The organism is Myxococcus sp. SDU36 (genome assembly GCF_030168875.1).
In the GTDB taxonomy this organism is placed as follows: Bacteria; Myxococcota; Myxococcia; order Myxococcales; family Myxococcaceae; genus Myxococcus; species Myxococcus vastator.
Genome location: NZ_CP077414.1, coordinates 6543943 through 6566045 on the forward strand (window position 1 = coordinate 6543943; position 22103 = coordinate 6566045).

A 22103-nucleotide genomic window follows, 5' to 3' on the forward strand; every position below is an offset into this window, starting at 1 on the left:
GGTTTCACCTGGCGTGAAGCCTCCGGTGGGGTCCCCCAGCGCTTGGGGTAGGGGCGGGGATGATCCACAACCGGGTCCGGCTGGCATGCCCGTTGCGGATCATCCGTGTTGGGAAAATCCCTTGAGGTTACGGCGGTTTTGGCCGGTTGCTTGATCCACCAGGAACCGTCTGTTAGCACCGCCGAACGCCTCGTTTTCCCCCTGCATCCGCACGTTTGAGACACGCGTGAACGCCCTCGCCCAAGCCGCTACCCCCCTCCCAAGTGCTGGAATTCTCTGGGCTCGGATGCTGGACGCCATCCGCCAGGAGAAGTTCGACTACGCGCTGAGGTGGCTGGAGCGGATGCGGCCCCTGGAGGTGCGTGACGGCGCCCTGGTGATGGGCGTTCCGGACCGCTTCTTCCGTGACTGGGTGGATGACCACTACCGCCCCATGCTGGATGTGCAGCTCGGGCGGATGGGGGAGGGGCTGACGTCCATCGCCTATGAGGTGGTGGAGGGGCTGGAGCCGGACCCGCACTTTCCACCCATACCCTCCGTCAAGGCGAGCGCCACGCGCCCGGGCCGGCTGAACGCGCGCTTCATCTTCGACACGTTCGTGGTGGCGGACAGCAACCAGCTCCCGGCCGCCGCGGCGCAGGCCGTGGCCGACAAGCCGGGCCACCACTACAACCCGCTCTACATCTACGGCGGCACGGGCCTGGGCAAGACGCACCTGCTCCAGGCGGTGGGCAACTTCATCTGGGAGAGAGATCCATCCCAGCGCGTGGTGTTCCTCTCCAGCGAGCAGTTCACCAACGAGTACGTGGAGAGCGTCCGCGAGCACCGCATGGGGGACTTCCGCCGGAAGTTCCGTGAGGAGTGCGACGTGCTCCTCATCGACGACATCCAGTTCCTCGGCAAGCGTGAGGAGACGCAGAAGGAGTTCTTCTACACCTTCAACACGCTCTACGAGATGAACAAGGCCATCGTCCTCACCAGCGACACGGTGCCCTCGGAGATTCCGGGCCTGGAGGACCGACTGCGCAGCCGCTTCGCCATGGGGCTGATGACGGACATCCGCGAGCCCACCTACGAGACGCGGGTGGCCATCCTCCAGAAGAAGGCCGCGGCCGAAGGGCTGGACCTGCCGGACTCGGTGGCGCACTTCATCGCCAAGCACATCCAGAAGAACGTGCGCGAGTTGGAAGGCGCGCTGGTGAAGCTGTCCGCGGTGCACAGCCTGACGCGCCAGCCGGTGACGGAGGACTTCGCTGCCCAGGTGCTGCGCGACATCCTGCCCGCCCACAGCGCGGTGGACGTGGAATCCATCCAGCGTGAGGTGGCCCGCTTCTACAAAGTCACGGTGGAGTCGCTGAAGGAAGACCGCCGTCACAAGGCCCTGGCCCACGCGCGCCAGGTGGCCATGTACCTCAGCCGCAAGCTGACGAAGAGCTCCTTCCCGGAGATCGCCGCGCGCTTCAGCAAGGACCACTCCACCGTCATCTCCGCGGTGCGCAAGGTGGAGGGCCTCCGCGTGACGGACGCCACCGTGCAACGCGAACTGGCGGAGCTGGAGTTGAAGCTCGGCAACCCCTGAAACAGCCGCGCCTTTGTTTCATGTCGGGCGGTGGTAGCCAGGATTGACGCTCGGGCGCGTATTCGGGGGAGTGAGCCCGCGCGTGAAGAGCCTGGTCCTGCTGCTCGCCGTGCTCACGGCCGCCACGCTGTGGCGTGCGGGCACGGCGACTCGGACGCCGGCGCCCCCTGAGACACCGTTGGCTGTCTCACAGTCCTTGGATGATGACGCACCCCCGCTGGAGCCCGAGGAGAACCTTCCGGGCGTGAAGGGGCGGGAGCGGGTGCTCGTCGTGGGCCACCGGCTCCGTTACACGTTTGAGTTGGACCTCCGGACCCACACGGAGCATCCACCGGGCACGCGGGCGTCCCTGCACACGGGCTGGAGCGGCCTGCTCGAGCTCACCTACCTGGGCGCGGAGGGTGCGCAGCACCTGTTCTCCGGGCGCCTCGTGCCCACGCGGCTGGTCGTGAACGCCGGTGAGACGCCGGCGGCCGGTGACGCGGCGCTGCGGGCGCTCCGGGGCAGGTTCGAGCGGCCGGTGTACGTGGGCCAGGACGTCCGGGGGCGGGTGATGGCCGTGCACTTCGACGCGGCGCAGGACGCGGCGGCGCGGCGGCTGGTGCGACTGCTGCTCGCGTCAACGCAGTTCGTGGCGGAGGAGGGCGCCCGCTGGAGCACCGAGGAGCCGGACTCGCGCGGTGACCTCGAAGCCGTGTACCGCGCGGGGGGCAGCGCGAACACCTACGTGAAGACGAAGCGGCGCTACCTGCGCGCGGGCTCGGCGGTGCTTCCACGGCTGCAAGGGCACCTGGACTTCACCCTGTTCGCGGATGGGCACGTGAGGGAGGCGACGGGCTCGGAGGTGGTGGAGCTGGGCGGTGGCGGCACGGGGCTTCCACGCATCCGCGAGGAGACGCGGGTCGCGTTGACCAACGTGGGCGTGGACTACCGGCTCTCGTCGCTGAGGCCGTTCGAGTCCACGCGGGCGACGTTGCGGTCGGAGCGGCTCACGGAGTTGGCCGGCATGGAGGGGGCGAAGCTGGGAGCGCGGGCGCTGCTGCTCGGTGAGGAGCTGGAGCGCGTGCTGGATGGGGCGCGGGACGCGGGCGTGAGGAACGCGGCGGCGCTGTCGATGGGGACGCTGGCGAAGGCCTTGGAGGTGCCGGAGCCGGGCCGGAGCCAGGTGCTGGTCGAGGGGCTCTTGAGGCGCTGTCGCGCGGGGACTCTGGAGCCCGAGGTCTGCCTGGATGCCCTGGCCCGGGCTGGCGCTCCGGCGGGACTGGCCTACGTGAAGTCGTCGCTCGCGCACCCGGACACGGACGTGCGTGGCGCGGCGACGGAGGCGCTGAGCGCCATCCCTGGCGCGGCGGTGGATGCCTTGCTGGACCAGGTGATGCTCGGCGACCCGAGCTCGCGAGTTCGTACGCTCGCGGTGAAGGCTGTCTCTCAGCGGGTCGCTGGCGCACACCTGGAGGCGCTGGCTCGGGTGCTGCGCGCCGAGCGGAGTGAGCGCGTCCGTATCGAAGTGGTGCGGCTGCTGGGCCACCTGCGGACCGTGGAGCCCCCCACCGTCGCCCTGCTGCGCGATGTGGCCGCGAACGATGGGTCCGCGAACGTGCGCGCGCTGGCGGCGTCACTGCTCGATGAGTAGGGCGGGGTGCCGGGCGGATGAGCTCGCCCGGCATCCATTCCACTTCGAAGCGCTAGGCGTCCTTGCGACGGCGGCCCACGACGAGCCGCATCAGTCCCGCGAGCATCCACGGGAGCAGCGCGGTGGGAGACGAGGACTGGCACCCGCAGCCACTGTCCGGAGGCGGTGGGGGCGGAGACGTCCCCGCATCCTGACGCGAACCCGCGTCGGGCTCCGGCTCCGGCTCCGGCTCCGTGCCCGCGTCCGGCTCCTCGCCCGCGTCCGGCTCCGGCTCCTCGCCCGCGTCCGGCTCCTCGCCCGGACCGGCGTCCGGATCCGTCCCCGCGTCCGACTCACCCGTGCCGGCGTCTGGCTCCGTGCCCGCGTCCGACTCACCCGTGCCCGCGTCTGGCTCCGCACCCGCGTCCGGATCCGTGCCCGCGTCCGACTCACCCGTGCCCGCGTCTGGCTCCGTCCCTGCGTCCGGATCCGTCCCCGTGCCACCATCCGGATCACCCGTGCCGCCATCCACCTGCGGGAACGACGCCCGCGCGATGAACACCGCCGTGCCCCACTCCTCCTGGTCGTTGTCCGGAGGAGCCAGGCCCGCGGCCAGCGTGACGTCACCCCTCGCGTTGATGGAGGCCGACCCGCCGAACACCGGGTTGGACGGCGTCTCCTGGTCGATGCGCGCGGGACCCAGGTCCGAGGACACGATGTCGTGCTCGGTCGCCACGCGCCGCGTTTCCTGCCCGTCGCTCACCCACACCGCTCGCATGTTCGCGGCGTCGAAGGCGCGAAACACCACGAGCCCACTGTCGTTGATGTCGGGCGGAAAGAACTCCAACTGCCGGAGGTCACCCTGGCCGTCCTGCGCAACCGTCCGCAGCTCGGAGCCATCCCAGCGCCACAGCGTGGTGACGTTGCTTCCCTGCGCGCTCCGCGCCGTTCCCAGAAACGCCACCTGTCCGTGGTTGTTCAGCGCGGGCTGCACGGACGCGAAGCGGTACACGGGAGATGACGCCTCCCGCCCCCGCGTCTGCGCGATGAGCCGCGACGGCGTCCCATCCGCGTGGAAGATGCGAAGCTCCTGAAAGTACTCCGACGACGCCGGCGCGAGGTCTCCCACGCCCGCCATCTGCCCCAGGTCGTTCATCGTCGGGGAGTAGAGGAACTCGTAGGGGCTCGCCCCGTCGACGGCCCGCTCACTGGCCAGCAGGGTCGCCTGGAAGTTGCCGTCGGGCGCCTCGGACACGACGGCGTAGGCGCGCCCCACGCCCGCGAACGTGGCGCGGAAGCCCATTTGACCGGCCTCGTTGAGCCACAGGCTGCTCCAGTCGGAAGCGCCCACGGGGACGCGGATGATGCGCACCGGGTCCGGCGCCGCGACATTCAGCAGGTAGATGCCGTTCTGGGCCGCCGAGGAAGCACCCGTGACGGCGAAGGCGATGTCCCCCCGCGAGTTCACGCCCGGGTCGCCCGTCCGGGCATCGTCGCCCAGGTCCGGAAGCACGTAGATGCGGCTCCCCACGCCGTCCTGCCCCCACCACACGCCAGAGCGACCCTCGGGCGTAATCGACAGACGGAAGGCGAGCTGCCCGTCCGCGCTGAGGGGGAGCTGGTAGCTGCCCGCCAGCAGGTTGCCCGGCGCCACGTTGTAGGCGCCAGACGCGTTCCCCTGCAGGTTGGTCCGCGCCTGGAGCTCCAGGGTGTATTCGGGCACCTGTGCCCAGGCTGGCACGGCCAGCGTGAGCACACCCAGCGCCAGCGTCCTTCCACGGACCTGACAGGTCCGCGCACTCCGCTTCCATCCCGCGACTGACATGGATGCCGCCTCCCATGTTTGAAAGGAAGGCAGGCTATCACTGACTTCCGACGCTCAGGCCTCAGGCACCCACAGCGAGCGCAGGTCGGCGGGGAGCTGGCCCATGACGTCGTCGGCCTCGCCCTCGCTGATGTGATTGCGCACCGTGAGGAACACGGCCCGGGCCAGGCGTTCAGCCTCGTTGGGCGAGGTGTCGAGCTCCTCGGCCACCATGGCGAGGAACTGTTCCAGCTTGTACTTCCTGGCGACCTTGCCCTCGTGCCGAGGACACCGCTTCAGCATGTCCGTCACCTTCCGCGGAAGCTGGGCCTCCAGGTGCTTCGCCTCGGTGTCCATGAGGCGCTGCTCCAGCAGGCACAGCACGGACTGCGCGGCCTTCTCCGCCAGCGGGCGGACGACGCTCGCGTTCGCTTCGAGGTCCTTCAAGAAGGCCGCGTAGGTCTGCGCCGCGCGCGACTCGCTGCGCTGCTCCTTGAGGCCAGGCGTGGCGCTCCGGCCCTCCGCTGCCTCTGTCTGCTCCTCACGTATGTTCGCCATGACGGTGGCCTCCTCGGTGTCGGGCTTGGGTCTCCTCCGTGAGCGTGGGCACCCCACGTCCCCCAGGCACCGGCCGCCCCCCGCGCGCCGGGACGACAGGGCGGGGAGCGAGCCATGCATCGTCAGTCCACCGCGCCGCCGAACAGCTCCACCATCCGCTGCCAGTACAGCGTGCCCCAGAGCGTCAGCGTGGCCAGCGCCAGGCACACCGCGCCGAGCGCCTCCCATCGCCGGCCAATCGGCGGCCGTGCCTCCGGGTCCACCCGCCGCAGCGCCACCGTGCCCAGGATGAGGGCGAGCATGGCCATGGCCGCGAAGACGAACGTCAGCGCGCTCCCCCCGCCGAACAAGGAAAGCAGCGGCGCGAAAACGGGCAGGAACAACGAACCCACGCTCAGCGACAGCGCGTGCCGGGCGAGGGGGTTGTTGACCCGCAGGTTCCACAGCTTGTGCAGCTCGCGCTCGGGGACGTCCAGGCGGAAGAAGAGCCGGCTGCGCGTGTCGCGGAAGATGTTCACCGCGACCATCAAGGGAATGAAGAACAGCACCGCGGGCGTGCCCAGGGACTCCGCGGTGAGCAGCATCCCCGCCAGCGGCACGGCGAGCAGGCCCATGCGCGCCCAGCGTCTTCCCATGAAGAAGGCCACGCCCACGCCCACGCTGCCCGCACACACCACCGCGGCGCGGAGGTCACCTGCCATCGACGCCACCAGCATGAGCCCGGCGAGCAACACAGTGACGCCGCCCACCAGCCAGGCGCTCGCGTCCCTCCGTCCCCAGAGCCCCAGCCGGAAGGTCTCCAGGTAGTTCACCTCCGGACGCGCGGCGCAGGGAGGGCAATACATCCGGCCCATCACCCACGTCGTGCACGCGGTGCAGACGAAGCTGCCGCAGCGCTGGCAGGTGGTGCCCGCGAGCGCATCCGGATGGAGGGCGCAGCGGGGCAGGGCACCGGATGAGGCGTCGGCGGACATGCGTTCAGTCTCTCATGCTGACCAGGAACCAACATCCCGGGGCACCGGCCGCTCCCGCCACCATTCCCTACCCACGGCGCCGGAGGTGCGTGCTAAGCGCGTCGCGTGAGTCATTGGCATCGAGACTTGGAGGCACCTTGTTCCGAATGAAGGCCCTCGTCGCCGCAGCCCTTGTGTTCAGCGGGCTGCCGGCGCTTGCCCAGACACCCCAGGAGGCGAAGCCGCTGGAGCCCGGCCGCGAAGCGCTCGCCATCTCGTATGAGAAATACGCGCTGCCCAACGGCCTGGAGGTCATCCTCTCCGTGGATCGGAAGCTGCCGGTGGTGGCCGTCAACATCTGGTACCACGTCGGCGCGTACCACGAGCAGCCCGGCCGCACCGGCTTCGCGCACCTGTTCGAGCACATGATGTTCCAGGGCTCGCGCAACGTGGCCGACGACGTCCACATCTCCCGGCTGGAGCAACTGGGCGCCACGGACCTCAACGGCACCACCAGCTTCGACCGCACCAACTACTTTGAAACCGTCCCCAGCAATCACCTGGAGACGGCGCTGTGGCTGGAGAGCGACCGCATGGGCTTCCTGCTCGACGCGCTCTCTGCGGAGAAGCTGGAGACGCAGCGCGAGGTGGTGAAGAACGAGCGGCGCGAATCCATTGAGACCGCGCCGTATGGCGCCGCCCGCGAGAAGGCGTGGCACGCGCTCTTCCCGCTGCCGCACCCGTACCACGGGGACGTCATCGGCTCGATGAAGGACCTGAACGCGGCCAACGTGGACGACGTGAAGGGCTTCTTCCGCACCTGGTACGCGCCGTCCAACGCCACGCTGGCCATCGTCGGGGACTTCGACGTGGCGAAGACGAAGGCGCTGGTGGAGAAGTACTTTGGCACGCTGCCCAGCCACGCCCGGCCACAGCGGCCGGAGGTCGCGCCGGTGAAGCTCACCGCGCCCGTGGTGCTGCGCGAGGAGGAGCGCGTGGCCCGGCTGCCGCTCTTGTCCATCCAGTGGCTCACGCCCGCGTATCTGGAGGAGGGGGACGCCACCGCGGACGTGCTGGCCACCGCGCTGTCCACCGGCAAGGCCAGCCGCCTCTACCGCCGGCTGGTGCTGGACAAGGAGCTGGCCCAGAGCGTCAGCGCCAGCCAGCAGAGCCAGGGCGCGCAGTCCGTCTTCTCGGTGGACGTGGTGGCGCGGCCCGGTGTGTCCACGGACACGCTGCTCCAGGAGGTGGACGCGGTGCTGGACGAGGTCCGCCAGCAGGGCGTCACCCCGGAGGAGATTGCCCGCGCACGCACGCGCTACGACACGCGCACGCTGGCCGGCCTCCAGTCCGTCGGCGGCTTCGGCGGCAAGGCGGACGTCCTCCAGAGCTACAACCACTTCGTCGGCGAGCCCAACTACGTGGCCCAGGACCTGGCGCGCTACGAGTCGGTGACGCCCGAAGCCGTGAAGCAGTTCGCCCAGGACACGCTGCGCCCCGGCGCGCGCGTCATCCTCCACGCGGTGCCGCCCGCACGCCGGCAGGCGCCCCTCGACTCGAAGGAGCGCCACTGATGCGCCGCCTCCTCTCCGCCCTGCTCGTCACCACGCTGGCCGCCTGCGCCAGCAACCCGAAGCCCGCGCCGGCCAGTCCGGACTCGCCCGCGATGGGAGCGAAGACGGCCCCGGCTGAAGCCACGGCCGACGCCGAGTCCTTCCGCGCCACGCCGCCCCAGCCCGGAAAGCCGCCGGACCTGGTGCTGCCCACCTTCCAGAGCGCGAAGCTGGACAACGGCCTCACCGTGCTGGTGAGCACGCGGCGGGAGCTGCCGCTGGTGTTCGCGGGCGTGGCCTTCGCCGCGGGCAGCGCGCAGGACCCCCAGGGCAAGGAAGGGCTCGCCGAGCTGACGTACCGCATGCTGCTGGAAGGCGCGGGCAAGCGGGACACGGTGCTGCTGGACAACGCCTTCGCCGACCTGGGTGTGTCACCCGGCATGGACGTGCAGGCGGACGGCGCGCAGGTAGGCGTGCGCGTGCTGACGCGCAACCTGGACGCGGCCATGGCCCTGCTGTCGGACGTGGTGCTGCGGCCCAGCTTCAACCCCAAGGCCTTCGAGCGGCGCAAGAAGCAGCAGCTGGCGGACCTGGTGCGCGCGCTGGGGCAGCCCGGCGTGCTGGCGCAGCTGGCGTACCTGGAGGCCGTGTTCGGGCTGGAGCACCCCTACGGGCACCTCCCCGACGGCACGCCCGCGTCCGTGCAGACGCTCACCCTGGCGGACGTGACGGGCTTCTACCAGAAGCACACCGGCCCCAAGGCCCAGGCGGTCATCCTCACCGGTGACATCAGCCTGGAAGAAGGGGTGGCCCTGGCGAAGAAGCACTTCAGTTGGTCGAAGAACAAGGCCATGCCGCCACCTCCGCCGCCGGCCACGAAGGCGCCGCCGCGGCAGCAGGTGTACGTGGTGCCCAAGCCGGGCCTGGACCAGACGCTGCTGCTGGTGGGCCGCGCGGGCATCGCCGCGGGGAACCCGGACGAGTACCCGCTGGAGCTGGCCACCACCGTGTTCGGTGGCTTCTTCGGCAGCCGCCTCAACATGAACCTGCGGGAGGACAAGGGCTACAGCTACGGCGCGGGCGCCAGCGTCTCTCCGCGCCTGGGCGTGGGGCCGCTCACCGCGTACAGCTCCGTGCGCCAGGACGTGACGGGCCCGGCCCTCAGTGAGGTGATGAACGAGCTGACGGGCCTGAAGAACCGGCCCATCACCGCGAAGGAGCTGGAGGCCGCGCGCGAGGGCCTCATCCGCGCCTTCCCGGGCGCCTTCGAGTCCGTGGAGGGACTGGGCGCCAGCGCCGCGGCGCTCTTCATCACCCGCCGCCCGCTGGACGAGTTCAACCGCACCGTGGAGGGCCTGCGCGAAGCCAGCGCCGCGGACGTGCAGCGCATGGCCGAGCGGTATCTGGACCCGGCCGCGATGCAGATGGTCCTCGTGGGTGACCCGGCGACCATCCAGGAGCAGGTGACGCCGCTCGGCCTGGGCAAGCTGGTGCCCATTGAGCCGGATGAAGCGCCGGTGCCGCGCGCGGCGAAGTAGCACGCAGGCAGGTGTCTTCCGGGCCGTGGTCTGCGAGTCATTGCTCGCGGGCCTCGGCCCGGTGCTTCACGGGGTACGAGGTCCGGGCCTCCCCCGTGGCTCAGCCGTTGCGCGCCTCGTCTTCCGCGTCGGAGACCTGACGCTCCTCGGCTCGCTCGCGGCCCTTGCGCTCGCGCTCCAGCTCATCCGCCTCGTCGATGGGGCTGCGGATGTCGGGGACGTAGCCGCCCACCTCGGAGTCACTGTCCAGGGCGAACTTCTGCTCGCGCGTGTCGCGGATGGAGTCCGCGGCGTACAGCGGCAGGGTGTCGTCGGCTTCCAGTCCCCGCTCCACGCGGTCCGGCGCATAAGGAGGCTTGGTCGCGGCCTCCTTGCCCCCCGTGTACGGGTCATATTTCCTGTTCGGCATGGTGCGCTCCTGGTCGAAGTGGGTACCGCTCCGAAGTTGAATGTCGGAGCGCGCTCCTCGCGCACCAAGGTCCCCGCGGAGGTCCGGGGGCACGCCCGGCCGCCCGGCTCACGAGGCAGGTGGGGACGCTTGGAGACATCCCCAAGTTGCCCACAGGCGGGCAGCTCCACCAGCGTCGCGTTGAACGGCAGTCCGTTCAGGAGCTCCCCTGAATCACCCCGAGGCCCTCTTCCCGCTTACACACCATCCGGGACTTGGACCCCCAATCTGCCCTACTCGGACCACTGACGATGGCCACGCCCATGAGCAGCCTGCTCGAAGAGGTTTCTCGCGAGCACTTCCCGTATCCGCCCGCCGCATCCGAAGAGGTCGATGCGTTCGAGCGCCGCGTAGGCTGGAAGTTGGACCCGGACCTGCGCGCCTTCTACCTGCACTGCAATGGAGCGGAGCTGATTGCGCGGCTACCGGAGACCCCCTACCGCGTCCTCCCGCTGCACAAAATCGTCCGGGCGAGGGTCGCCATCTACGGCGAGGATGACGACAAGTGGGGACCCGCCTCGGTGTACGCGCTCTGCGATGTGCAGGACGGCAACTACGTGCTGGTGGACGTGGCCCGACTGGAGAATGACCGCTACCCCCTCTTCGACGGCGACCACGAAGCATGGCCGGACCCGGCCTACTGCAAGCAGGTCGCCCGTTCCTTCTCGGAGTTCCTGTATCAGGCGCTGCGCACCCGCCGTGGCCTCAACTGGCTGGGGGAGTGAAGTCTCCTCAAGCCCAATTCCACGTGCCCTTCACTTGTCTGATTGGCGACTCCGTGCGAATTCGAGGACCCGAGCAATCTGGACGGTCATCCCCTGACGCGCGCCTACGCCCCGACGCCGTCGAAGCGTCGCGGGCGCAGCAGCCGCAGCGTCAGCACCAGCGCGAGGAACAGCACACTGGCGCTCACGGTGACGAAGCGGATGCCCATCCGGTCGGCCAGCGCGCCCAGGCCCCACACACCCGCCGCATACGCGCCGCCGAGCACCATGCTGAACAGGCTGCTCATGCGCGCCTGCAACTCGCGGGGCACGCGCGACTGGCAGTACGCGTGCATCCCGCTCATCAGCATCATGTAGTTGGCGCCGAGCACGCAGATGACGGCGGCGGCCACCTGCAGCGTGGGCGACAGCCAGTACAGCGTGGACACCCCGCCGATGGACGTCGCCACCAGCCCCAGCAGCTTGCGCTGGCCCAGCTTGTCCACCAGCGTGCCCACCAGCAACGCGGCCGTCACCGCGCCCGCGCCCTGACAGGTGACGAGCAGCGACGTGGCCGCCGCACCCTGGCCGAACACGCGGATGGCGAACACCGGCACCAGGCCGATGAAGGGCGCCACCAGGGCCGCGACCAGCAGCGTGCCCCACAACATCAGCGAGATTTCCGGATCCCCGCGCGCCACGGAGAAGCCGTGGGCAATCTGCCGCCACAGGCCCTGCGTGGCCTTCGCCGTCATCCGCGTCAGCGTCTTCACCTGCGACAGCGCCACCAGCACCGCGACGAAGGACAGCGTGTTGATGAGCAGCGCCCAGGACGTCCCGCCCATGCTCAGCACCAGCGCCGCCAGCGCCGGACCGATGATGCGCCCCAGGTTGAACTGCGCCGAGTTGAGGCTCATGGCGCTGTGCAAGTCCCGGGGCGGCACGAGCTCCGCGAGCATCGCCGCGAAGGCGGGGTTGATGAGCGTGCTGGCGCAGCCGTGGACGAAGGAGATGACGGCCACGACGGGGACGCTGAGCTGGTGCGTGAAGGCCAGCAGCGTCAACACGCCCGCGAGCACCAACTGCACCACCGTGCCCAGCGCGACGTAGGCGCGCCGGTCGAACCGGTCCGCGAGCGCGCCGCCCACCGGCGACAGCACCACCGCGGGGAGGAAGGTGAGGGCGACGATGCCACCCGTCCACTCGGCGCGGCCCGTGGCCTCGGTGACGTACACACCCATGGCCACCGTCTCCATCCAGGTGCCGATGGTGGAGACCAGGGCTCCCACCCAGACCGCGAAGTAGCCGGGGTGCTCGAAGGCGCGAAGCGAGGAGAGGCGTGGCAGTCGGAGGGCGCGCACGGCAGGGACCTTTGTATCCCGGAGCCGTGCGACATGCCTGTATGGGCCGTCAGTTGCTTTGAGCCGCTATGACGGAAGCTGGGACGCATCCAGCAGCCGCGCTTCATCCCGGGCTCGAGGTCCGTGAAGCACCCACACGCCGCCGCGCACACGAGACGGCGTGTCAGCGCCGCGCGCGGTCCAGCATGGAGACAGGGCCCTTGCCGCGGAGCTTCACGGTGCCGTCGTCGGAGATGCGCGCGCCCGTCTCCGGGAAGTCGGCCGTGGTGAGGTCACGGACGGCCTTGATGACAGCGCCCCTCGGGTCCGGCACGGCGATGCCCCGGTCCACCTGCTTCGTGGGGAGGATGCGGCCCGACGTGAAGTCGCCGTCGCGGTTCAGCTCGACCTCCAGCACCAGGCCCAGGCCCTGCGGACCGCGCAGGTTGAACCGGCCGTAGGTGGCGAAGTTGCCCAGCGAGTAGGCGATGAGCCGGCCCTTGTAGAACTCCATGCCGCGCACCACGTGCGGACCATGGCCGATGACCAGGTGCGCGCCCGCGTCCACCACCGCGCGCGAGAAGGCCCGCAAATCACCCCGGTCCTCGCCGTAGAACTTCTCCCGGCCCTGGGGCACGTGCAGCGCCTTGCTGCCCTCCGCGCCGCCGTGGAACGACACGATGACGATGTCGTGCTCGGCCGCGGCCACGCGCACCAGCCCCGTCGCCGTGGTCAGGTTGTTGAGGTGGTTGCAGGCCGGCGACGTATGGAACGCCACCATGCCGATGCGCAGGCCATTGCGCTCCACCGTGGCCACCGTGCCCGGCGCGCCGCTCCACGCGATGCCCAGTGTGTCCAGCGTGGACTCCGTCGCGCGGCGGCACTCCTCGCCGAAGTCACCCGAGTGGTTGTTGGCCGTGGACGCCACGTCCACCCCGGCCTCCTTCAGGTACTGGCCGTACGCGGTGGGCGAGCGGAACGCGTAGCAGTTCCTCGACGAGCGGCACTTCTTCGTCTCGCCCGTGTCGCACAGCGGCCCTTCCAGGTTGATGAAGGTGAGGTCCGCGTCCTCCAGCAGGGAGCGCACGCCGGCAATCACGCTGCCGGCGCCATCGGGAGGCAGGTGGCCTTCGGGCACGGTGGTGCCCAGCATGACGTCACCCACCGCGCGGATGCGCACCTTCGCGTCGGCCGGCGGGGGAGGGCGGTCGCCGGGCCGCGGCCCCTGCGACAGCTTCGCCTGGAGCATGGCCTGACCGCGGGCCTGGGACAGCGCGCCCTCGAGGTCCGGGTGGTCCGGCTGGAGCTTCTGCACCTCGGTCCACTGCGTGTAGGCCTCCGCCCACTGGTTCTCCAACGAGTGCGCCCAGCCCAGCTCCCAGCGGCAGTCCACGCGCGAGGGCGCGGCCTCCACGCAAGCGGACAGCTGGGTGATGGCCGTGGGTGCGTCCTTCGCCTGGAGGGCTTCCAGGCCTTGGGCGTAGCTCGCGTCCGGGTCGGCCAGCGGGGTGGCGCTCTTGCCCATGGCCAGGGCCGCGGCGCGCAGGGCGGCGGCACCGGCCTCCGCGGCGGCGCGGCCCAGGTCCAGCACCGCGCCGGAGTCACCGGCACGGGGGTACGCGTTGAGGTCGGTGATGACAGTCTCGGGCGCGGGCGCGGTGCCCGCGGTGGCGGGCACCTCGGGGCTGGGCGCTCGTGGAGGAGAGACGTGCTGGGCGGGGGCGGACTCACGCGCCGAGGCAGCACCCGGCGTGGTGGCGAGCGCCATCAAGAGGAAGACGGACGAGGGCATGTCCCGCCATTCTAGAGGCCATCTCGGGATTCTGTGTCAGGGGAGGTGACTCACCCTGCCTGGCAGCCGGACAGGCGACACACACCTCATCGGTCAGGGTGATGGGATGTATGTCGCGGCGCGGACTGGGTTCAACCCAGCACATCGAGCAGCACCGAGCGCCGGCGCTGACGCGGCAGGAGCCGCAGCCGCCGTGACTCCTTGCGCTTCACCCGGCGCTCGACGGCGCTGTGGACGGAGAGCGGCCCGGGGCCTCGCAGCAGCAGGCCGAGCGCGATGGCGCCCAGCGCCAGGTTGAACTCGAAGCCGCCCTTCGTGTTGTCGAAGCCCTTGGGGCCGTGGACCTTGGCCACGGCGATGGCTTGCGTGACGAGGACAGCCAGCGCCGCGGGGCGCGTGGCGATGCCCAGGATGGAGCTCACGCCCGCGAGCAGCTCCGCCACCCCCGTGGCGATGACCCAGGGCTTGCCTGGCTTGATGCCCAGTTGCTCGAAGAAGCCCGCATGTTGCGCGGTGCCCCCGGGGCGGAGCTTGGACACGCCATGCACCACCATCGTCGACCCGAGCGACAGGCGCGGGGGCAGCAGGGCGGCTGCCTTCAGGATGCTCGGTTGCTCGGTCAGCGTCGCCATGTTCATACCTTCCGCTCCTTGGATGGGGCTGGGGTCGTTGCCGGAGACCTGGGTAGGTTGGGTCCGGCGTGGGCGCATGGCACGCTGCGGCGGTTCCGCCTCCCTTGCCCGGTGGGCATACTGCCGGCTCCAAGGGGCCTGCCTGATGAGGCGGGAGTGGACTCGCATCCCCGGGCGGGCCCCGCGTGAATACCCACTGGTACGAGGCAGTCACCCCGTCATGTCCCTCCGCTGGCCGCTCCTGTTCCTGTCGTTGTGGGTGTCTGCTCCGGCGCTCGCGGCCGACGGCGTCGCCGTCCAGGTCCGCTGCACGGAGAAGTGCACGGTGGTGCTGGATGGGAAGCACGGGTTCCGGGTGAATGACTCCACCTGGGAGTTCAAGGGCATCGCGCCGGGCAACCGGCGCATCGACGCCACGGGAGTGCTGAACCGTCCGCTCGCCGGCAGCTTCGTGGTCATCCCGGACGTGGCGACGGCGGACGTGTTCCTGGCCAGCAACAAGCGCATCCTCATCGAGCCCGGCAGCTCCACGATGCCCGGCACACCGGACTGGGCCGAGCCGACGCCTCCCACGCCGGCCTCCACGTCGAAGGCGCCGAGCGTGGCCACGGTGAAGTGCCGGGACGACTGCACGGTGCTGCTCGATGGAAAGCGAGGGGTTCGCCGGGACGACCGGACCTGGGAGTTCCGCGACGTGGCGCCCGGCCAGCGGCGCGTGGAGGCCACCGGTGGCGTCTTCAACCAGCGGCTGTTCGTGGGCTACGTGGAGATACCGGGTGGCTCGAAGGTCACCCTCCAAGGGGACTCCAAGGGCCGCGTGACGCTCACGGAGCAGGCGGAGTTGGAGGCGCCGAAGCAGCCTGAGGCGAGCGCCGCGATGACCTCTCTGGTTCATGTGCGCTGCGCGAAGCCGTGCACCGTGACGATGGACGGACGGCGCCGGGGCACGAGCAACGCGACGAACCTGAGCCTTCGCGACGTGCCGCCGGGGACACATGCGCTGGAGGTGGACTTCACGGTGGGCGGGAAGCTGCGGCGCTCGACGCTGGAGGTGCCCGCGAGGCACGAGCTGTTCGTCACCGCGTCCGAGGAGCACGGCGTCCAGGTGATGAACACGAAGCCGCTCACGGGCGAGTAGAAACCGACCCGGCCGATTCCAGGAGACTGTCCAATCCCCTGGAATCGGTGCCAGGGGAGGTGACCACTGGAGTGGACAGTCGGGGTGAGGCTCCGCTCGGAGGGAGGGTTGGCGCGCGAAATGCTTTGTCTTTCTGACAATGACTCTCGCGTCGGTCCAACACATCGCTTCCCCCAGGTGGGGGGCTACAGTCAACCGGATGACTGGCCAAGCGGACCGCACCGGGCTCGAGCGCGACCTGTACCTGAACGTGCTCCGCCTCCTGGAAACCCAAGACAGCCCTACGGGCTCCATGAAGGAAGTGCTGGCGGGACTGGTGACGCTGGCTCAGGCCGAGCGCGCGTACATCGAACTGTACCGTGACGAGACCGCCGGGGAGCGTCGGTGGTCGACGTCGCATGGCTGCACGACAACCGATGAAGAGCAGATTCGCGCGGTCACCTCGCGCGGCATCGTCGCGATGGCGATTGCATCGGGAGAGACGGTTCATACGCCGTTCGCGCTGCTCGACCAGCGCTTCTCCGCTTCCAGCAGCGTCAAGCAGCAGCGCCTGGAGGCCGTGCTCTGCGCGCCCTTGCAGGGTGCTTCTCCAGGGGTGCTCTATCTGGAGGGGCGCCGGGGTGCGGGTCCCTTCCCCCCGGAAGTCGTCCAGGTCGTGGAGAACGTGGCGCGCTTCATTGGCACGGCCGCGCAGCGGGCCACGACTGGCAGCCACTCCGAGGCGCCGGACCCGACGCTTCCCTTCCGGCAACGGCTGCGCCTGGAGGGCATCGCGGGCCGCAGCCGCGCCTTGGCGAACGTGTTCGAGCAAATCACGCTGGCCGCTCCACTGGACGTCACCGTGCTCGTCACGGGGCCCTCTGGCACTGGCAAGACGCAGCTCGCGCAGGCCATCCACGACAACAGCAAGCGCAGCGCGGGCCCCTTCATGGAGCTCAACTGCGCGGCCATTCCGGAGGGCCTCATCGAGAGCGAGCTCTTCGGGGCGATGCCGGGCGCCTTTCCAGGGGCGCGGAGGACGACGGGCAAGGTGGAAGCGGCGGAGGGCGGCACGCTCTTCCTGGATGAAATCGCGGAGATTCCGCTCGCGGCGCAGGGCAAGCTGCTGCAGTTGCTCCAGTCCAAGCAGTACTACGCGCTCGCGAGCCCACGGCTGGCGAAGGCGAACGTGCGGGTGATTGCCGCCACCAACGCCGACCTGGAGCAACTCGTGGCGGAGAAGCGGTTCCGCGAGGACCTCTTCTACCGGTTGAACGTCTTCAGCATCCGCATGCCGAGCCTGGCCGAGCGGCGCGAGGACCTGGGCGACCTGGTGGATGGGCTGATGGCACGCCTGGCGGATGAGCATGGCCTGCCACGGCTCCGTGCCTCACCTGGCTTCTATGTGCATTGCGAAGCCACGGAGTGGCCCGGCAATGTGAGGCAGTTGAGGCACCGGCTGGAAGCCGCGCTCATCCGAGCATGCGCGGAGGGCGCCACCTACGTCGAGCCTCGCCATTTCGCGGACGGTCGGCAGGGACAGGGGGCGTGTTCAACCTCGTTCCACGAAGCGACACGCATCTTCCAATGTGACCTGCTCCGCCGCGAACTGACGAAGGCCGAGTGGAACATCAGCGAAGCGGCTCGCTGCCTCGACCTCACCCGCTCTCATGTCTACAACCTCATCAAGTGCTTTGGCTTGACGCGTAAATAACATCCTCATCAACCCCGCAGCACTGAAACCACCCGGAGATAAAATGAAACAAAATAAAGACTCCACTAAAATGGAAGACAGTTTCTATTTATCCCATACAACTCCAACAAAAGACCACACCGAACTCAAGGTTTGGTGGGGACTAAACATGGACAGCTCATACAATCCATTCAAAGTTGAGTTTCTACACAGAGACTCAGTTCTCACCGGGTCTCTCCCCAAGGATTGTTTGACATTCAAATTGGTGCATGAGCCCAGCGGACCACCACTTGAGGTGGATCTGAAAGATGGCACCATTCATGTATGGCCATACCTTCCATCCACTGTCCCAACTGCATCCGAAATCGAAGCAGCTCACAGGCAGGGAGAGAGAATTTTTGGATTCCTTTTCCTCTCTGACATCTGGGTCTCGTCCGAAAATCAACGACCAGATGGAAAATACGGATACGGCCCACACCGCATCGATCTCCTGTCTAAAATGGAAAGCGGTGGCAAGTGGCCGCTCGCCGGGTTTACTCCATCCATCACCAAGGACGAGGCCCTCTGAAATGAACCTGACCATCATATCCTACCCTGAAAAACCAAATACACACTACGAGAACATCGCCCTCAGCGTAAGACAGGGCTCGCGGAACAAGGCAGCTTTCTTCGCCAGGTTTCAGGCGAAGCCTGAGCGGCTTCGTTTTGCAATCCGATCCAGCGCACTCCCATCAACCTCCTCAAGGACCCTGGTCAAATACCTTGACTTGGTGGGTCATGGAACGTTGGGGAACGGATTCATGCTCGGCACTGAGCCCATCATCACTAACAATACTCTACGCAGCGATTTCAGAGAGATCCTGGATGGTGTCCTCCCAAAGGAGGACAGCAATGCTCACAGAACAATCATCAGACTCCTAGGATGCCTGACAGGTGTTGGTCTCCCAGGCCATCGAATGTTACAGTCCGTATCAAGTGCCCTGGGAAATAGAGAAGTGCTTGGCGTCACCACCGTCGTCAAGTCAGAGAATTTTGACATTGGCGGATTGAAAGAGGACTTCACCCATTTCGCCTCTTCCAGGGCAAGAGACCCTTCCGAAGCAAAGGTCATTCCTGATTCGGCAATCATCGATCCCTATATCGAACTGCTCCCGAAAGGCTACGTCTACATTGGTCCGGGGCACCCTATCGCGCTCTTTGAGCACGAGATTCTCACGGAGATGAATCACGCCGAGCCCTCCAACGCTCGGCCGAAAATCTCCTTCAAGTATGCATGTGAAAACAACATCATCATGGTGACCGACGGCTCGCCAAACAAGCCCTGGGTGTATCAATGGGCTCGCGGGGGCCCCGCGCCGGCTCCTCGGCTGAACGAGCCGTAGGGCCGCTCCACGCAGCGCACCCCGATGGCGAAATCGAACCGCCGCTGAGGCAGGTGGTTGGCCCAGGCCACTTCATGGTGGCCCAGCTCCACGGGCGAATCCCAGCGGCCACCGGCCAGCATGCGCAGGGTCCTGAACCGGCCGGACGTGGCCGTCGTCTCGGTCCATTCCGCCACGTTCCCAGCCATGTCGAGCAGCCCATACGGGCTGACATCCTCCGGGAAGGCCCCCACGGGCGCGACCCCTGGATAGGGGTCCTCTCCCATGATGTTGGCCGGTGGCTCCCGCTTCGGCTCCAGCCAGACGGTCTTCCGCCGGGGCGCTGGATTGAGGACCGTCCCTTCCTCATCCAGCGCGAGTCCCCCTCGGAACGCCTTGCGCCACTCGTCCATCGTCGGGAGCGTCTTGCCCATGAAGCGGCAGAAGGCCTCCGACGTGAGCGCATCCAGCCCCGTCACGGGGCTCGTGGGCTCCAGGGTCCTGGTGAAGATGGGATGATCGGGCGGGAGCTCCCGCTCGTGAGCCGTCTTCACCAGGACCTCTTCCTGGAAGAGGTGGAACTGCCCATTCGTGACTTCCGTCCTGTCGATGGCGAAACGCGCCACCTCGACGAGCTGCTCCACCGTCGCCTCTTCCTCATCCCCCGGCCGCCAGTAGGGCCCCGGCGGAATCACCACGCTGCCCGCGCGCGAGGCCGCGCAGGTCGGAACAGGGATGCGAATCACCTCGAGGCTGGAGCGGCCGCGCTCCTGGTGCCCTGGCAACCGCTCCAGTCGCATCACCGACGCAGGACAGTCTCCACGATGGACCACGAGCCAGGCGGGCCTCGAGGGCGCCTCGACCTGCTCACGCAGGATGCCCCCTGGCTCCCGGCGGCGCTGGCTCCTCCGGAGCTCAAGAGCGGGGTAGGGGCTCGCCTCTGAAGGGTCATGGGTCCCTTTGGCGGGCAAGAGCTCCCATTCCAGGTCCACGTCCTCGCGGGCCCTCAGCCACCGCTGCTGCTCCGCATCAAAATCATGCGGCTCCAGCACCAGCTCGAACTCACCGATGTCCGCCGACGCCAACCGGATGAGGTCCTGCTGGCGAACGGCCTCCAACTGCTTCTCCCGAAAGGCCAGCGCGGAGAGCACCGCCCCCAGGGACACCAGCGTCAGCCCCGCGACGGCGGCAGCCATCAACCCCTTCCGCCGCCACGCGCGCCGCAGCGCCCGCTGACGGCCAGCCTCCAGGAAGGCCCTGGGACGTGTTGGCAGGTGGATGCGCCACGCCTCGACGCGCTGAAGGGCCTGCCGCAGCGCCGTGTCCGACCACGTCTCCTCGTCGGGCCTGCCGCGCTGCTCCCAGAGCTGGGCGGCCTGCTCCAACTGCTGCACCAGCACCCGCTCCTCACGCGTCTCCCCCAGCCAGCGCGCCAGGTCGGGCCACGTCGCCGCGAGCGACTCATGCGCCAGCTCGATGAACGCCTCATCCGTCTGCGGCTCCCGCGTGACGACCACCAGCCGGTTGGCCAGGAGCTTCTCGAGGACCCGCGTCCCCACCTCACCCAGGTCCTCCATCAACTCCACTTGAGGGCGAGGCCGCCGCGTCCCCTCCGCGGTGACCAGGCGCACCAGCAATGCGCGCGTCGCATGGACCTCGTTCGTGGGGAGCTGGAGCAGCAGTTGCTGGGCATGGGACGCGAGCGCGCCTCCTACACCTCCCAGCGCGTCGTAGACGGACGTCAGCAGCTTCCGAGCCGCCACATCCCGGCGCTCCCACAGCGCCATGCACGCGAACTGCAACAAGGGCAGCCCCGCGGGCTGTGCCTGGACATCCGCCACCAGCCGGGACACCAACGTGGGCACGTCCACCGAGTAGCCCACCCGCCGCAGGGGTCCAGCGACCGCTTCCTGGAGCGCCGTCTGCGTCAGCCGCGCCAGCACGAAGACGGCGCGGAGCGACTGCTGCAAGGGAGCCAGCGAGCAGTAGGCGCCCAGGTAGTCATCCCGGAGCGCGACGACGATGCGCCAGGGGTCATTCGCATCCAGCGCCGCCGCCAGACACGCGGCCACCTGCGATGCTTCCTCACGCGACGCGAGCGTGAAGACCTCCTCGAAGGCATCGAAGACGAGCAGGACGTTGCCGCCCCTCAGCTCGCCGCGACGGCGCAGCAGCCGCACGATGTCTCCCGGACGCGCGGCGAGCACCGCGGCGACTTCATCCGGAGAGGCTTCGTCCCGGAGGCCCGCGGTCAACAGGGTGGCCAGCCGGGCCAGGGGCCTGGGGCCTGGCCGTGCCTGAAGGACCGTCCAGTGGTCCATCTGTCGCAGCCGGGCGAACACCCCCGCCTGGAGAAACGAACTCTTTCCAATTCCCGAGGGGCCCACCAACGGAATGAGCGGCTCGTGGCGCATGCGCTCCACGAAGGCATCCACCTCCACCTCTCGGCCGAAGAAGTCCTCCGCCTCTGCTTCAGTGAAGGCGCGCAGCCCCCGAAAGGGCACCCGGTCCGTGGCGTGTGACAATCGGGCGTTGAGCACCTCCTGGAGAGCCCGCGCGACCTCCTCGGCCGAAGGGCGCTGCGCGGGGTCGAGCGCGAGGCATGCATGGAGCAGCGGCCCCCCCTCCAGCTCCGACAGCAGGGGGGACGGCGCCACGGGTCTGGGTGCGAACGCGAAGCTGGCGAGCCGCGCATCCTCTATCGGGCGCCGGCCTTCCAGCAGCTCCCAGGCGATGATGCCCAGCGCCCACATGTCGATGGCGGGGGAGGGTGGGTGCCCATGCCACCGCTCTGGGGCCATGTAGGCCGGCGTCCCGGAAGCGGCGCCATGCGCCGCCCCTACATGACGGGCCAGCCCGAAGTCGACGACGCGCACCCGTCCGTCCCTGGGGAGCAACACGTTCTCAGGCTTGAGGTCCGCGTGGACGACGCCATGGCGGTGAGCTTCGGCAACGGCCTCCGCGATGGCCCGGCAGATGCGCAGCGCCTCGTTCGGGCCTGGCCGCTCACGCAGGAGCCGCTGCCGGAGTGACTCCCCATCAATGTGCTCCAGCACCAGGTAGGGACGCCCTTCATGGACGCCCACCGCGTGCACCGTGACGATATGCGGGTGATTGAAGCGCGCGGTGGTCCGAGCCTCTTCCAGGAGGACCTCCGCGCTCCCGGCGCCCAGCAGCTCCACGCGCAGGAACTTCAGCGCCACCCGCCTGCCCAGCGCCAGGTCTTGTGCCAGGAAGACCTGCCCCATGGCCCCTTCGCCAATGGACCGCAGGACACGATAGCCCTCCAGGTGGATGCCGTTCTCGACGAGGCCTTCATCCGCGACAGGCTGGGAAGCAACCGGGTTGCGCGACATTGATGTGAGTGTCCGTCATCCAGGTTTTTCCTTGCAAGCCAGCAGGTGTCGTCCCGAATGGAC

The 22103-nt window shown here is 68.7% G+C and carries 17 protein-coding genes; 9 read left to right on the forward strand and 8 right to left on the reverse strand.

The genetic code is table 11. The features are described from left to right. Positions 1-226: 226 nt before the first annotated feature. Entirely contained in the window at positions 227-1579 is a 1353-nt protein-coding gene (gene dnaA / locus KGD87_RS26590; protein WP_284663557.1) for a chromosomal replication initiator protein DnaA, read from the forward strand. 82 nt (positions 1580-1661) lie between these two features. Beyond that, positions 1662-3212 (forward strand): HEAT repeat domain-containing protein, encoded by a 1551-nt coding sequence (locus tag KGD87_RS26595; RefSeq protein WP_284663558.1) that lies wholly within the window; start codon positions 1662-1664, stop codon positions 3210-3212. A 52-nt stretch (positions 3213-3264) separates the two neighbouring features. On the opposite strand, the gene KGD87_RS26600 is transcribed toward KGD87_RS26595, so the two are convergent. From KGD87_RS26600 to KGD87_RS26610, 3 genes are all read right to left on the reverse strand, one after another. Continuing rightward, positions 3265-5016: an MXAN_5453 family MXYO-CTERM-anchored protein gene (locus KGD87_RS26600; protein ID WP_284663560.1), complete on the reverse strand. Its 1752-nt coding sequence runs from the start codon at positions 5014-5016 to the stop codon at positions 3265-3267. Between the two features lie 54 nt (positions 5017-5070). Next, on the reverse strand, positions 5071-5553 hold the full coding sequence (locus KGD87_RS26605) for a DUF2267 domain-containing protein (RefSeq protein ID WP_284663562.1): 483 nt from the start codon (positions 5551-5553) through the stop codon (positions 5071-5073). Between the two features lie 122 nt (positions 5554-5675). Beyond that, on the reverse strand, positions 5676-6527 hold the full coding sequence (locus KGD87_RS26610) for a hypothetical protein (RefSeq protein WP_284663563.1): 852 nt from the start codon (positions 6525-6527) through the stop codon (positions 5676-5678). Between the two features lie 146 nt (positions 6528-6673). Here KGD87_RS26610 and KGD87_RS26615 point away from each other — a divergent pair, with 146 nt between their 5' ends. Both KGD87_RS26615 and KGD87_RS26620 read left to right on the forward strand, forming a co-directional pair. Next, positions 6674-8080 (forward strand): M16 family metallopeptidase, encoded by a 1407-nt coding sequence (locus tag KGD87_RS26615; RefSeq protein WP_284663565.1) that lies wholly within the window; start codon positions 6674-6676, stop codon positions 8078-8080. Beyond that, positions 8080-9597, forward strand: a complete 1518-nt coding sequence (locus KGD87_RS26620) for an insulinase family protein (protein WP_284663566.1) — start codon at positions 8080-8082, stop codon at positions 9595-9597. The genes KGD87_RS26615 and KGD87_RS26620 overlap by 1 nt, the downstream gene beginning before the upstream one ends. A 100-nt stretch (positions 9598-9697) precedes the next feature. Here the strand turns inward: KGD87_RS26620 and KGD87_RS26625 are convergent, their stop codons facing one another. Next, the gene (locus KGD87_RS26625; protein ID WP_176418199.1) at positions 9698-10006 is read right to left on the reverse strand and encodes a hypothetical protein; all 309 of its coding nucleotides are present in this window, start codon (positions 10004-10006) and stop codon (positions 9698-9700) included. Positions 10007-10296: 290 nt separating this feature from the next. On the opposite strand from KGD87_RS26625, the gene KGD87_RS26630 reads away from it, so the two are divergent. Next, positions 10297-10770 (forward strand): SMI1/KNR4 family protein, encoded by a 474-nt coding sequence (locus tag KGD87_RS26630; protein WP_284663569.1) that lies wholly within the window; start codon positions 10297-10299, stop codon positions 10768-10770. Between the two features lie 104 nt (positions 10771-10874). On the opposite strand, the gene KGD87_RS26635 is transcribed toward KGD87_RS26630, so the two are convergent. The 3 genes from KGD87_RS26635 to KGD87_RS26645 all read right to left on the reverse strand — a co-directional run bounded on the left by KGD87_RS26635 (position 10875) and on the right by KGD87_RS26645 (position 14519). Beyond that, a complete protein-coding gene (locus KGD87_RS26635) occupies positions 10875-12110 on the reverse strand; it encodes an MFS transporter (protein WP_284663570.1) in 1236 nt (411 codons plus the stop codon). Positions 12111-12273: 163 nt separating this feature from the next. After that, complete coding sequence (locus KGD87_RS26640) at positions 12274-13881, reverse strand: CapA family protein (RefSeq protein WP_284663572.1); 1608 nt, start codon at positions 13879-13881, stop codon at positions 12274-12276. A gap of 131 nt (positions 13882-14012) precedes the next feature. Continuing rightward, complete coding sequence (locus tag KGD87_RS26645) at positions 14013-14519, reverse strand: DoxX family protein (RefSeq protein ID WP_284663573.1); 507 nt, start codon at positions 14517-14519, stop codon at positions 14013-14015. A 214-nt stretch (positions 14520-14733) separates the two neighbouring features. Between KGD87_RS26645 and KGD87_RS26650 the strand changes: the two genes are divergently transcribed. The 4 genes from KGD87_RS26650 to KGD87_RS26665 all read left to right on the forward strand — a co-directional run bounded on the left by KGD87_RS26650 (position 14734) and on the right by KGD87_RS26665 (position 18705). Then, on the forward strand, positions 14734-15651 hold the full coding sequence (locus KGD87_RS26650; RefSeq protein ID WP_284663575.1) for a hypothetical protein: 918 nt from the start codon (positions 14734-14736) through the stop codon (positions 15649-15651). A gap of 199 nt (positions 15652-15850) precedes the next feature. After that, positions 15851-17344: a sigma-54-dependent Fis family transcriptional regulator gene (locus KGD87_RS26655; protein ID WP_284663577.1), complete on the forward strand. Its 1494-nt coding sequence runs from the start codon at positions 15851-15853 to the stop codon at positions 17342-17344. Positions 17345-17414: 70 nt separating this feature from the next. Then, complete coding sequence (locus tag KGD87_RS26660) at positions 17415-17891, forward strand: hypothetical protein (RefSeq protein ID WP_284663579.1); 477 nt, start codon at positions 17415-17417, stop codon at positions 17889-17891. Between the two features lies 1 nt (position 17892). After that, positions 17893-18705, forward strand: coding sequence for a hypothetical protein (locus tag KGD87_RS26665; RefSeq protein ID WP_284663581.1), 813 nt, complete (start codon positions 17893-17895; stop codon positions 18703-18705). On the opposite strand, the gene KGD87_RS26670 is transcribed toward KGD87_RS26665, so the two are convergent. After that, entirely contained in the window at positions 18654-22040 is a 3387-nt protein-coding gene (locus KGD87_RS26670) for a bifunctional serine/threonine-protein kinase/formylglycine-generating enzyme family protein (protein WP_284663583.1), read from the reverse strand. The genes KGD87_RS26665 and KGD87_RS26670 overlap by 52 nt on opposite strands. Between the last annotated feature and the right edge of the window lie 63 nt (positions 22041-22103).

Excerpts from the sequence above, each read along its gene's own strand:
- KGD87_RS26600 (WP_284663560.1), bottom strand. The coding sequence starts at position 5,016 with ATGTCAGTCGCGGGATGGAAGCGGAGTGCGCGGACCTGTCAGGTCCGT.
- KGD87_RS26605 (WP_284663562.1), bottom strand. The coding sequence starts at position 5,553 with ATGGCGAACATACGTGAGGAGCAGACAGAGGCAGCGGAGGGCCGGAGC.
- KGD87_RS26610 (WP_284663563.1), bottom strand. The coding sequence starts at position 6,527 with ATGTCCGCCGACGCCTCATCCGGTGCCCTGCCCCGCTGCGCCCTCCAT.
- KGD87_RS26615 (WP_284663565.1), top strand. The coding sequence starts at position 6,674 with ATGAAGGCCCTCGTCGCCGCAGCCCTTGTGTTCAGCGGGCTGCCGGCG.
- KGD87_RS26620 (WP_284663566.1), top strand. The coding sequence starts at position 8,080 with ATGCGCCGCCTCCTCTCCGCCCTGCTCGTCACCACGCTGGCCGCCTGC.
- KGD87_RS26625 (WP_176418199.1), bottom strand. The coding sequence starts at position 10,006 with ATGCCGAACAGGAAATATGACCCGTACACGGGGGGCAAGGAGGCCGCG.
- KGD87_RS26630 (WP_284663569.1), top strand. The coding sequence starts at position 10,297 with ATGGCCACGCCCATGAGCAGCCTGCTCGAAGAGGTTTCTCGCGAGCAC.
- KGD87_RS26640 (WP_284663572.1), bottom strand. The coding sequence starts at position 13,881 with ATGCCCTCGTCCGTCTTCCTCTTGATGGCGCTCGCCACCACGCCGGGT.
- KGD87_RS26645 (WP_284663573.1), bottom strand. The coding sequence starts at position 14,519 with ATGAACATGGCGACGCTGACCGAGCAACCGAGCATCCTGAAGGCAGCC.
- KGD87_RS26650 (WP_284663575.1), top strand. The coding sequence starts at position 14,734 with ATGTCCCTCCGCTGGCCGCTCCTGTTCCTGTCGTTGTGGGTGTCTGCT.
- KGD87_RS26655 (WP_284663577.1), top strand. The coding sequence starts at position 15,851 with ATGACTGGCCAAGCGGACCGCACCGGGCTCGAGCGCGACCTGTACCTG.
- KGD87_RS26660 (WP_284663579.1), top strand. The coding sequence starts at position 17,415 with ATGGAAGACAGTTTCTATTTATCCCATACAACTCCAACAAAAGACCAC.
- KGD87_RS26665 (WP_284663581.1), top strand. The coding sequence starts at position 17,893 with ATGAACCTGACCATCATATCCTACCCTGAAAAACCAAATACACACTAC.
- KGD87_RS26670 (WP_284663583.1), bottom strand. The coding sequence starts at position 22,040 with ATGTCGCGCAACCCGGTTGCTTCCCAGCCTGTCGCGGATGAAGGCCTC.